The 10621-nt window shown below is 46.3% G+C and carries 10 protein-coding genes, 1 tRNA gene and 3 pseudogenes; 6 read left to right on the top strand and 8 right to left on the bottom strand.

Translation table 11 applies throughout. The features are described from left to right. Both JCM16161_RS08300 and JCM16161_RS08295 read left to right on the top strand, forming a co-directional pair. The coding region (locus JCM16161_RS08300; protein ID WP_243670910.1) for a hypothetical protein at positions 1-1213 on the top strand (1213 nt) is incomplete at its 5' end. Between the two features lie 217 nt (positions 1214-1430). Continuing rightward, positions 1431-1628: a hypothetical protein gene (locus JCM16161_RS08295; RefSeq protein WP_054855551.1), complete on the top strand. Its 198-nt coding sequence runs from the start codon at positions 1431-1433 to the stop codon at positions 1626-1628. A gap of 188 nt (positions 1629-1816) precedes the next feature. On the opposite strand, the gene JCM16161_RS08290 is transcribed toward JCM16161_RS08295, so the two are convergent. Beyond that, positions 1817-1893: transfer RNA gene (locus tag JCM16161_RS08290), tRNA-Thr, on the bottom strand. A 24-nt stretch (positions 1894-1917) separates the two neighbouring features. Next, a complete protein-coding gene (locus JCM16161_RS08285) occupies positions 1918-2493 on the bottom strand; it encodes a DUF998 domain-containing protein (protein WP_054855550.1) in 576 nt (191 codons plus the stop codon). Between the two features lie 110 nt (positions 2494-2603). Here JCM16161_RS08285 and JCM16161_RS08280 point away from each other — a divergent pair, with 110 nt between their 5' ends. The 3 genes and pseudogenes from JCM16161_RS08280 to JCM16161_RS08270 all read left to right on the top strand — a co-directional run bounded on the left by JCM16161_RS08280 (position 2604) and on the right by JCM16161_RS08270 (position 5380). After that, on the top strand, positions 2604-3641 hold the full coding sequence (locus JCM16161_RS08280; RefSeq protein ID WP_243670908.1) for a 50S ribosome-binding GTPase: 1038 nt from the start codon (positions 2604-2606) through the stop codon (positions 3639-3641). Positions 3642-3680: 39 nt separating this feature from the next. Next, a pseudogene (locus tag JCM16161_RS08275) lies at positions 3681-4213 on the top strand (LOG family protein). 43 nt (positions 4214-4256) lie between these two features. Next, a pseudogene (locus tag JCM16161_RS08270) lies at positions 4257-5380 on the top strand (PhoH family protein). 2 nt (positions 5381-5382) lie between these two features. Here the strand turns inward: JCM16161_RS08270 and hxlB are convergent. Then, positions 5383-5994: pseudogene (hxlB, locus tag JCM16161_RS08265) on the bottom strand (6-phospho-3-hexuloisomerase). A gap of 158 nt (positions 5995-6152) precedes the next feature. On the opposite strand from hxlB, the gene speD reads away from it, so the two are divergent. Continuing rightward, on the top strand, positions 6153-6596 hold the full coding sequence (gene speD / locus JCM16161_RS08260) for an adenosylmethionine decarboxylase (RefSeq protein WP_243670907.1): 444 nt from the start codon (positions 6153-6155) through the stop codon (positions 6594-6596). Between the two features lie 30 nt (positions 6597-6626). Here the strand turns inward: speD and JCM16161_RS08255 are convergent, their stop codons facing one another. The 5 genes from JCM16161_RS08255 to JCM16161_RS17140 form a co-directional block, all read right to left on the bottom strand. Next, a complete protein-coding gene (locus JCM16161_RS08255) occupies positions 6627-8117 on the bottom strand; it encodes a DUF87 domain-containing protein (RefSeq protein ID WP_243670916.1) in 1491 nt (496 codons plus the stop codon). A 5-nt stretch (positions 8118-8122) separates the two neighbouring features. Beyond that, positions 8123-8437, bottom strand: coding sequence for a hypothetical protein (locus tag JCM16161_RS17155; RefSeq protein WP_243670905.1), 315 nt, complete (start codon positions 8435-8437; stop codon positions 8123-8125). Then, positions 8437-8730, bottom strand: coding sequence for a hypothetical protein (locus JCM16161_RS17150; protein WP_243670904.1), 294 nt, complete (start codon positions 8728-8730; stop codon positions 8437-8439). Before JCM16161_RS17150 ends, JCM16161_RS17155 begins: the two co-directional genes overlap by 1 nt. 114 nt (positions 8731-8844) lie before the next feature. Continuing rightward, entirely contained in the window at positions 8845-9525 is a 681-nt protein-coding gene (locus JCM16161_RS17145; RefSeq protein ID WP_243670902.1) for an ATP-binding protein, read from the bottom strand. A gap of 11 nt (positions 9526-9536) precedes the next feature. Further along, entirely contained in the window at positions 9537-10436 is a 900-nt protein-coding gene (locus JCM16161_RS17140) for an ATP-binding protein (protein WP_243670901.1), read from the bottom strand. Positions 10437-10621: the final 185 nt, after the last annotated feature.

Genomic DNA, 10621 nt, shown 5'->3' with positions numbered 1-10621 from the left:
ACCAAACAACAGCGTAGTAATCATTGACTGGTCTGTGGTGGAGCCCAGCATTGCAATAAGCAACCCAAGCGGCAAGGTTGAGATCAACCTAACGAGCCCCGTGATTAGTTTGTTGGGTACGTTATTTAAGCACGGTGACTTAATAATCCTCTACGGAAGTAGGAACGAGTTAGCGGCAATGGAATTCGTACTAGCCTACTCATGGGCGAGGGAGTTTAACATTATTATTGCCTTTGGTTCGGAGAAGTATTATCTTGTGCCCACCTTTATCATGCCCATGGGCGGTAGTACGGCCGCCATAATGGCATTTGTAAAGCCCGGACATGGTAGATACCTCATAATCAGGCCCATATATGTCGATAATATCACCATGGCGGTAGCTACTTGGCATGGGCTAGGCGGTGGTCAAGCCGTTTTACCTCAATCGTATGATGGCGATGACGTGAGCCTTGAGAATACAAACCCGTGCTGGGCTTATTATGAGTATGGAGTACCAAGTGGTTTCATATTCATATGGGGCGGTAGCCTAGTAACTGGTAATAACCCGACTTGGGGTATTCCGGCCTATACGGATAGTCTCGGTGATGAGTTTTATTATGACTCATGCCTACTAATCTATGACCAAATCTCCACGGCATATTCACCAGCTAGAATTGCATCACTGGCTTACGGGATGGTCGCATACTCACTATCCCAGTCTGGTTACGTGTGGGCGTATGTTTATCATGAGATCGCTGGTTACGACTTATACTCAAGCTACACCGAGTTTGCCTATAGCTTAAATCCGTACGTACCTATTGATTATCCAGTCAACTCATTTTATGCTAACTCAGGTACAAACATGATACAACCCACGCCAACCTCCCCATCATTCACCATAAGCCTGCCGCCGAGCGTCTCAATAACGTATCCAAACGTATGCGTTGGTGTTAATAACACATATGGTACAACGCCATATCCAGGGAATTACGCATATAACTTCACGTGGATCTTCACACCAGGTACTGGGTGTGTTGGTTCAGATACGCCGGCTACGTACGTTTACGGCTTTTCTGTTGGTTTACCTGGTTATCCAGCCTTCGTGAGCATACCTGGTTATTCAACACCCTCATCCTCAGCTCAAGTAAGCTTCTTCCTACCGTTTTACGCCGAGGTATCGCTCATGCCCGAGATTTACTATCCATGGCCACCAATACCCCTATGCATATGCTGATGCGTACTGGCTTGTCACACTGACGGCTACAAACACGAACAGTGTAGGTTTAAATAACGCGAGCTTCAACGTACCCAGCAGTGGTGGACAATACGTATCAGGCACATCATCAAACACATGCAATTCATAATATACAACGAGGAAATCATGTTAATCCTGAAATAATCAATTCTAATCACTACAATCCCCCTTTTAAACCAATCACTAAATCCAATTGATGAGTGGTCAAAATCCGGTGAATAGTTTCCTTAGGAGCTTGCTTGGTAGAGGTGATCAGGAGGTTGCTCAATCAAGCCAGCCGAAGCCCGTTGTTGATTCCCTACCAATGCCCCTACCTAGCCCTCAACCTCAGCCCTGCCTCACCGGCCCAATGCTAGTCAAGCCATTCTCAAAGTTAAGGCCTGTGAGACATTAAGAAGAATGCTCAAGGAGACAGCCAGCGATGGCAAGGAGAGGAGGGCAAAGGCAATAACAAGGGCGATGACAAAACTAAACAGCCCCGCTCAGGATCCACGGACCCAATAAAAACAACACTACGGTTAGGGTAACCCGAGGGCTTTACGTCCATTATCTCAACCTCAATCATCACAAATAATTTATTCCTGGAGCCCCGGCCGGGATTCGAACCCGGGACCTCCTCATTACCAGTGAGGCGCTCTACCAGGCTGAGCTACCGGGGCGAGAATGTGATTCCCTGAGGAATTTTAAGCTTTTTGTGATGGTTTTGGTTGTTGATAGTTCATTAGCTCTGCTGAGAATGCTAAGGCCCAGATTAGGTTTGGGTATACTATCATTCTTTCCATCCCGCCTGGGCCTAGACCCAAATACATGTGCATTATGTATAGTATTAATGCTATGAGCCCCATCGTGCCTAGTATTGGCCATAGTACCCTGCCTGGGCTTCTCGATATCTTTATTGTTGGGTATGACGATATTGATGCGAGTAGGAAGGCTATTAATGCGAAGATTAGGTGGAATGGGTGTATGGTCTCTGGGAATATGCCAACGCCCATTGCGCCAATGCCTGTTAAGGCTATTGTTATTGCGAAGACCCTGCTAAGTCCCCATGCAAGGACTGCAGCAATTATTAATAGGAGACCCATGATTATTATTGAGAAATTGAATATGACAGCCGTCGGCCCAACGCCGAGGTCACTAATGTAGTTCCTGGATACGGAGTACCCCGGATAAAGCGCCTCGGCAATCAACATTAGTAGTAGGAATTCAGCCACACCAATGAAGATTAGGAGCCCTGCCACGCTCAACTTATTAATGCTCATTGTATCAATCAAATATTTATTGTCTATTAATTATTGCGGTTATTTAGGTTATGTATATTATTGGTTAAACGTTTATTAAGGGGTTGTGAGTATTGGCGTTGGTCATTAACGTGATTAGGGCACCTCACGTACCGACCAGTGAGGAGTTGTGGAATGCAGTGATTGGTGTTTACTTTAGTCTTCAGGCTAGGAATCCGAGCGTCGAGGCTGGCATTGATAGGTTGAGGAGGCTCGAGTTGAGGAGGGTTAGGGAGGTCAGGAAGTACCTAAGTGATGCGTTTCGTGATGTGGCCCTTGGAATGCCCTTCCTGGACTCCCTGCACCCATTCTATAGGGAGTTGATTGAGTTAATGATTGATAGGGCCACGTATAAGCACTCACTGGCTAAGGTTGGTCATGCCACTAAGGCGCTCTCATCGATTTATAAGGATGCGGTAATGGCAATTAGATCCGCCACTACGAGCAATGACATAGTTAGGGCTAGGAGGGAATTCCTGGCAAGGATTAGGGATTTACTCACGGATTTGAAGCCCGAGTTAGACTTCCTAAAGGGCGCTGCGGCTAAGCTCGATAGGTTACCGAACATAGACCCAGGCCTATTCACAATAGTTGTTTCGGGGATGCCCAACGTCGGGAAGAGTAGCTTCGTTAGGTGCGTAAGCAGCGGTAGGCCTAAGGTGGCTGAGTACCCATTCACAACTAAGGAGCTACATGTTGGTCACTTCACCGTGCTTAATGACGTGAAGGTCCAGGTAATAGACACGCCGGGTCTCCTGGATAGACCGTTGAGTGAGCGCAATAAGATCGAGCTCCAGGCAGTACTGGCGCTGAAGTACTTGGCGAGGGTCATAGTCTTCATATTGGACCCGACAAACCACAGTGGTTACTCATTAACGGAGCAATTAAACCTTCTGAGGGAGATACGAGGCAGTTTTAGTGGTACGCCCCTGCTCCTGCTTGTGAATAAGATTGATATTGCCACGGAGGATGAGGTGAACACGGCATTAAATGGCGTGGCTATTATCGATAAGTCAATACCCACGTTTAGAGTATCAACCATTAACTGCGATGGTTGTAGGGAAGTCATTAACTACGTAATTGATAACCACATAATACCAATGCTTAGGGAATCAATGGGTGGTAAATGAGGATTAAGCATTATAAGCACCTAGTTCAGCGTAGTAGCAATGCAGATTGCCATAGCCGCCCATTCAAGTCCTGTGGACCCCAGGACCGAGACGATGGCTAGGGAGTTCCTTAAGGAGCTCCATGTCCAATGCCCAACAGCCACGCTATTACTTGGTGGTTATTGGGGGTTCATGAAGACTATAATTGATGATGCGTTGAAGCTCGGCTTCAGAATCGCCGTCATACTCCCCCTGGAGAGACATGATGTTGAGCTGCCGAGTGGTGTTATTAGGATTGATAGCGGGTGTGAGTTTAGGTGTAGGTCTGTCATAATGGTTAGGTCCAGTGATGTTCTTATCGCGTTAGGTGGTGGCGCTGGGACCATAATCGAGGTTCTCCTAGCCTACGCAATGGGTAAGCCTGCATATGTACTGGTTGGGACAAACCTAAGTAGTGATGCCCTGCCTAAGGCATTTCCGGAGTATGTTGATGATAGGAGGTCATTAGGATTAGGTACTTTGATGACCCTGTCAAGCTCGCTAGGGAGGTTTGCCGTGAGAGGGTTACGCCAGTGAAGACAACGTTTGGCTAGTCACAAGTAAGGATTTAAAAACCCATTAATTACTCATGAGTCGATGTCGTCATTACTAGATAAGATTAAGCCAATGAGCATTGGACAGGAGAGGTTCCTGAACGCACTTAAGGATTCAAGAAACGAGATAGTGGGTGTTTTTGGACCAACGGGTACTGGCAAGAGCCTAATATCGTGCGTGTACGGTATATCCTCAGTACTAGCCGGGACCTATAAGCGATTCATAATTGCCAGGCCCGTGGTTGACGTGAGCACGGGCAGGTCATTAACACCCGAGGAACTTGGTGACCTGTACTATAAGGTTGCCTCCGCATATCTTGAGGATATACTCGAGGGTTTGATGGATAGGGAGGAAATAACGAAGCTTCTTCAGGAGGGTAAGGTAATGGTTACCGACGTGTCATACCTAAGGGGTAGGACTTTCGATGATTCATTAATATTCCTAGACGATGCCCAGAGCACACAGCCCGAGAACGCGGCTGAGATACTCATGAGGATTGGTAGGAATTCACGATTAATAATTGCTGGTGACCCAGTGCTTCAGAGACCACTCAATGTTGAGAAGGATGGAGCGACACTACTTAGGGAGGTCCTGCTTAATGAGGAGAATGCCGTGGTCGTTGACCTAGGACTTAAGGATATCGTTAGGCCTGGCGCCAAGAGAGGCGTCAAGGTCTCCTTTGAGTTAAGGATGAGGAAGAGGGAATTGAGTAATACGGAGAGGCAGATACTCGACCTTATAAGGTTCATGCTCCCGACGCCGATGTTGTTACCGTGATTGAGTTTAAGCAGGAAAAGGAGAACCTCGGCATAAAGAGTGAGAATGTGCCCGATGCATTAATAATCGCTAAGGAGGGTCACCTTGGCAGGGTGGTTGGTAAGGGTGGTGAGAGGATTAAGGCTATTGAGGGCGAGAGCAACCTGAGGGTTAGGACTGTGGAGATGAACCTGAACTTTAAGGAGTGGATTAGGGCACTGCACCCGGTGGGTTGGATTGGCAAGCACATAGTCGATGTTGACTTCGCAGGTCCCGAGCTCATGGTCACGGTTAAGAAGAACGCCTTCGGCGCATTCGTTGGGCAGAAGGGCATCTACGTTAGGCTTATCGATAGGGTATTTAAGCGCCTCATAAACGTGGGTATCAGGGCAATGGAAAGTGAGGAGTGAGACTAGGGCACCTCAATATTTGCATGCCTACTCCTTATCTCATCCTCCGTCTTCCTAAGCTATGCATTAACTCCGCAATTATTGCGTCGAGGAGCACCATCGTTGTGTCCTCAAAGAGCGTTCCTAATGGCGCCAACGGCTCATGAAGGCCAAGTATCTGCCTGGCGAAGTAATCATCCATCTTAGCCACCTTAGTCCTACCCGGCACCTGGACCACCAGGTCTGCGTAATTAGCCAGCGGCGAGTCCCTATAACTCGTTATCGCAACAACCCTAGCCTCATCTTCTTAGCCGCCTCAGCCGCCGCCACAACCATGGTCGTAGTACCACTACCAGAAATTGCAACCACAAGGTCACCCTCACCAACACTAGGCGTTATTGTTTCGCCAAGCACGTAGACCTAAAGCCAAGATGCATCAACCTCATCGCGAACGCCCTTCCCACGAGTCCTGACCTGCCAGCACCAACAACAAGCACCTTCTTATCATTCTCATAAACATTAATCAGCACATCCACAAATGACTCTATCTCCTTCATATTAATGATGTTGAGGGCATTTAAAATAAAATTTCCAATCTCTACATACGCACTCTTAAAATAATCTAGTCCTTCCATTCAACAGAGAAATTACACTTGAAGTATTTAATACTTATCCCCAACGACCTGGACCGTAAATCCCACTATTTTAAGGGTAATACCGTTGATTTTAGGGGGATATGTTTATATAGGGGTTGGGTACGCATTACTCAAAAAAACGTTCAATATTGGGGAAGATGACGACCCAAACCCTAGTAGAAATGGGGGGCAGGGAAAGGAGTGCATTAGTGTATGGAGTACACGTGTATGGAAACCTATATGGCTGCAATAGGGAATTACTCAAGGATGAGATGTATCTACTAAAAATAGTTAAGGAAGCAGCTGATATCGCCGGCGCACTTGTCGTATCAACATTCTACTACAAGTTTGGGGTTAATGGTGGAATATCCGTGGTCGCCATAGTCGCTGAAAGCCACATATCAATCCATACCTGGCCCGAGCATGAGTACGCCACCGTCGACGTATACACCTGCGGCAGCCATACAAACCCAATGGCAGCCTTCGAATATATAGCCAAGAACCTAAATGCAAAGAGGGTTGAGGTCTTCGTATCCGACCGGTCATACTACACTGACAAGAGTATCAATAGTAATGGGAGTGGCGGTGAGAACGTGAGTTGAATACTACTTAATAGGTCTCCCTCCTCAAAATCATTCACTCACTTTTTCCATTATTAACTCCTTGGGAGCGTAAAGCCAGGACAACTTAATCGGCTTAGGCTCTCCCTGACGCATCACCAAAGCCCTGAACCGACCACTCAGTAGCCATGCTGCATCATCACTATCAATACCGCTTATGCTCGATACCACGTGAGACACGTACTGTGAGTTCCCTGATAGGATAACCGTGGTGCCAACATTTCCTAATACGCCCTCATTAATAATGTCGAGTGGTGGTTGCATTAACATGAATAACGCCACACCAAACTTCCTCAACTCCCTAAACATCCTCTCAACAGGATCGTCAACACCAAGCACTGCATACTCACGTGGTAATGCAAGTATGTTATGGGCCTCATCAATAATTACTAAGTACCTTAATGGACACGGTGGGTTAGGGCATTCAGAAATAGCCTTCTTACTTATGGAAAGGAGTATGAGTAATGCCAAGTACCTAAGCAATTCATTGTTCATCATAGACCTCATTACGAAGATCACATCATCATTTAGTAAGTCACGCACATTAAGCAGGGCATTACCACTTAAGCCATCGTAATAATTAATAATTGGTGCAAGCGCATTATAAAGGTTGTAATACGCCTCCCTCAGTATTAAATCGCTCGATAACTCCCTGAGCCTCCTCATTAATTCATCGATGCTTGAAATACCATTACCGCCAATGCCCGCCATACGTAGTAATGCACCCTCAATACCTAATGAGAGTAGGGGGTTTGATAATCGTATTGACTCAATTAATACTGAGGAATCGCTTGTTAAGATCCTGCTTTTGTTTAAATCGACAACCCTAACATTAATTAATTTGCCTAGGACCTCCGTATGGCCGTGGGGATCGATTATCACTAGCTTGACTTTATTCCCTAATCTACGCTTAACCTGGTAGGCAATACCCATGGCTAGCGTTGTCTTACCCGCGCCCGTTGGGCCTATTATCAGTACGTGGGGGCTTGAACCAATGAATGACCAAGAAATCTCTCTATCATTAACGTCCCTACCTATTACAGCGAGGCCGCGTCTCTCATTGATTAATTGGAATGAAAATGGCGTTAGTGTTACTAGGTTTAGTTCCATGGACCATGTATAGCCATAGTTATTACCTAGGATTTTCGATATTGGTATTGATGGCATCCACCTCCACTTAAATGAGGAGTCAAAACGGTTAGTACTTGCCAGGTAGAGTGAATAAACATCCTCACCCTGTTGGATCCTTCTTAATGTAACCTCAAGATCCTTATAACTAAGGAAGTACTTAACATGCCTAAGCATTAGGAATTTACCATAAGCCCTACTGGCGGTGCTCTTAATCCAGTCCCTCAACTCATCATTGCTCGATACCACGAATAAGACGCTTGCGCGCGCACGGTGAATCCTACCCCTAAGACTCAATGCCTCGGCCTTAATCATCGTATTATCCATGGCCATTGTAGCCCTCAGATCACGAACAACCTCATTATTAAACCCCATATTAATCACGAACCTCCTCCTTGAGAAGTCACCAATAGAATAAACAATGTATAGTATGGGAAATACGAGGAATGCGTAGCTGAAGCCATGATGAGGAGTGGAATGGGTATAAGGAGGAGTGGAAGCCTAATTAATGACCTGCGCTTAACCCTCATCCTCAGTGCATTGGCCAACTCAAATCCATTAATTCTGACGACCTTAACATTCAATCGCTCAAACTCAGTAACCAACTCCCGATAAACACCCCTATCAACACCAATGACATAGTCATCACCCGTTAACAAAACAATAACCCTATACTTAGAAAATAAGCGAATCATCACACGAGCCTAGCCAACGCCTCCTCAAACGCGGAATCAAATGCATAGGCAACGCCCAAGACCCTGAGACCCACCAACTCCCTACCATTCACCATAACCCCGGCCAGGTTAATCCTCACTGATTCAGCAGGGTCACCATCATTGATAAATAACCTAACCTGTTCCCTAAGCCCAATTAGGTCCCTAACCAGGATGAGGGGTATTAATGTGTTAATAATGATTAGGTAAGCCCTATGATCAATGAAGTATACGATTGCCGCGACAATGACGGCGACTATTAACCTACTCCTCACCAATAATCACCTTGGAAAGCAACCTAAAGTACTCAGGATCCCTCTTAGCCGCCAATTGAATGATTGACCTAACGTCATAACCCAACCTCCTGCCCAACTCAATGACCTGGGGAATCAGTACTGGCTTAATGAACGCCCAAACCTCCTAATCATGGCATTAACGTAATCCTCATCATTAATTCTCTCGAGCAACTTCCCATAGATCATGTCCGAGGCTACTAAGTAATCACCGCCAAGATTGCCCATTATGTATGCCTTAACGGTGCTATCGTCGCTGTGGTAATAAAACTCGAGAGGCCTCAATCTAACGATGGCATCCCTATCAATACCCAATAGGTCCGCCGCCTCAACCGCGGACTTGCCATTAAGTTTAAAGACGGCGTAATGGCCAACTACGTCGAGCACATTCCTCTTGATATCGAGGGGGTCCTGCGTCACGAGTATGAGGGTCGTCCCATCATGCCTACCCTCCCTAATCAACCTCTCAATAATTGACTCACCAACCACGTACTTATTGAGTATTCTATGGGCCTCATCAATGACAATTAGGGACTTCCTAAGCATGCCGCTGAGCACCTCAAGGAACGTTAACGTGAATACCACGGCAGCGACCTGCGACACGAAATAGAGCGGCGCCATATTTATTACCAATAACCTGGACCGAACAGCACTCGCACTTAACGCATTCCTCATTAATGCCGCTATCATGACCTTCCTCAACCTACGCCTGACGGCGGAAATGGCATTTAGGTAATCATTCCTTCTAAGCTCCTGCTCAAGGTCATTCAATACCACGTAGAGATCCCTCAGCGTGTTCCTATCGCCAAGTCTCTCGAGGGCCTTCTCAAGGACCTCAAGCTGTATGAAGGAAAAGCCCGTATCGTTATTCTCACCATATAGGTATGCAGCTGCCTGAATGGCTGTTGAGAGTATTTCGCTGGCTCTGTGCTCGGCAGTGTTAGTGGGTTAACGGCAATGTCTATGCCAGGTACTGCGATGTATCCGCGCCCCGTTAGGTATAGTGCGTACTCGCCTGTTGGGTCGAAGACCACGATCTTATTAAACATGTCTCTCTGAAGGGAGTCGTTTATTAACGATTTCACGAGCGTGGTCTTGCCCGAGCCCGTGGCACCAAGCACTATTAAATGCTTCGTGAGGTTTACGTCTATTGGGTAGTACTTGCTCATGAACATATGCCCTGGCCTCGGTGAGGGCTTGAGGGTTAGGTCGATGTTGTCCCTTAACTGCGGTAGAGGTGCCTTACTACTGCATGAAAGAGTGTCAATTTTGCCATGGGTACTTCCCCTTAGAAATAATGAGTATCTCACCTGGCCATTACCCAACCAACACATGGTCATTATGATCGGCGTGGAATCCTGAACCTCCGGTATTGCCTTACCCCTAACCTCTGAGAAGTTCGTTGACGCGCTGTCGATTATATTTAATGTCACGCCTGACGGTAATGGCTCTACGTAATCGATCCATTTATTAAGTAGTTGCTTTATCCTACTCCTATGTATATTAGTGAATAGTGGTATGTGGTTTGGTGTGTGTAGTATTACTATGCCAACCTCATCCCTTATCACGGTAATCCTCAGCCCATCAAGCACCTGTACTAAATCCCAGGCATTTACTTCCTTCTTGATGCGTAAGCCGATGATTAGTTTATTGCTTATCTTCAGTAAGCTCGAGTTCAAGCTCGACATCAATAGCCACCTCTTCAGCGTTTCGCCTTAATGATCTTACGCTAATAATCGCGGTATTCCTCCTACTGTTCTTATTATTTTTATTAATGTTTGATAGTAACATCCACGTTGAGCCCCTTAAACCCATGAAGTAATGTTCTCCTACTCCCTATTTTAGCAAATTATTCGTAGAATTAATGGTGCGC

It is taken from the genome of Vulcanisaeta sp. JCM 16161 (genome assembly GCF_001316285.1).
Note: the sequence above shows the minus strand (reverse complement) of the source record. Positions and strands in the feature narration are given on the sequence as shown.

What these genes read in the sequence shown, in the direction of transcription:
- JCM16161_RS08295 (WP_054855551.1), top strand. Translation starts at nt 1,431, where the DNA reads ATGAGTGGTCAAAATCCGGTGAATAGTTTCCTTAGGAGCTTGCTTGGT.
- speD (WP_243670907.1), top strand. Translation starts at nt 6,153, where the DNA reads ATGACGACCCAAACCCTAGTAGAAATGGGGGGCAGGGAAAGGAGTGCA.
- JCM16161_RS08255 (WP_243670916.1), bottom strand. Translation starts at nt 8,117, where the DNA reads ATGGGGTTTAATAATGAGGTTGTTCGTGATCTGAGGGCTACAATGGCC.
- JCM16161_RS08285 (WP_054855550.1), bottom strand. Translation starts at nt 2,493, where the DNA reads ATGAGCATTAATAAGTTGAGCGTGGCAGGGCTCCTAATCTTCATTGGT.
- JCM16161_RS17140 (WP_243670901.1), bottom strand. Translation starts at nt 10,436, where the DNA reads ATGTCGAGCTTGAACTCGAGCTTACTGAAGATAAGCAATAAACTAATC.
- JCM16161_RS17155 (WP_243670905.1), bottom strand. Translation starts at nt 8,437, where the DNA reads ATGATTCGCTTATTTTCTAAGTATAGGGTTATTGTTTTGTTAACGGGT.